The sequence below is a fragment of the Bradyrhizobium campsiandrae genome, assembly GCF_014529705.1.
In the GTDB taxonomy this organism is placed as follows: Bacteria; Pseudomonadota; Alphaproteobacteria; order Rhizobiales; family Xanthobacteraceae; genus Bradyrhizobium; species Bradyrhizobium campsiandrae.
This window is the reverse complement of the sequence record NZ_JAANIH010000205.1, coordinates 1-460: the sequence shown is the minus strand read 5'-3', so window position 1 is coordinate 460 and position 460 is coordinate 1. Positions and strand designations below refer to the sequence as shown.

Genomic DNA, 460 nt, shown 5'->3' with positions numbered 1-460 from the left:
CCAATCTTTCATGACAAAAGGGCCATTGTATAAAGTATGCGCACTATCTGTCCCGTATTTGTCGCCTTGTTTTTTCACATAACTTTCTTTTTGTGGGAAAAATGTTTCAAAAGAAAGAAGTGAAATGAAGTATGGAACTGGTTTTTTTAGTGTGATTTCAAGCGTTGTTGTGTCCGTTGCAACGACACCAAGGTCAGTTACAGGTAGTTTGCCTTCATTGATTTCAGTGGCATTTTTGATTGAATCTTTGAAAAGTGCGGAGTAGCCCGGTGCGGTTTTTGGATCAACGGCACGGCGCCACGCGTAGACGAAATCATCGGCAGTTACTTGGGAACCATCGGACCATTTCGCGTTTTTCTTTAATTTAATGGTATATTTCGTTTGGTCAGTGCTGATTTCTGGCATTCCGTCAGCAACCCCAGGAACAAAGTTATCTTTTTGATCAAGTGTGTATAATCCC

Annotated in this window: 1 protein-coding gene; it reads right to left on the bottom strand. The window is 41.3% G+C overall.

From position 1 onward, the window contains the following. Positions 1–460, bottom strand: a 460-nt coding sequence (locus G8O24_RS47125) for an ABC transporter substrate-binding protein (RefSeq protein ID WP_244646415.1), incomplete at both ends; no start/stop codon positions are given.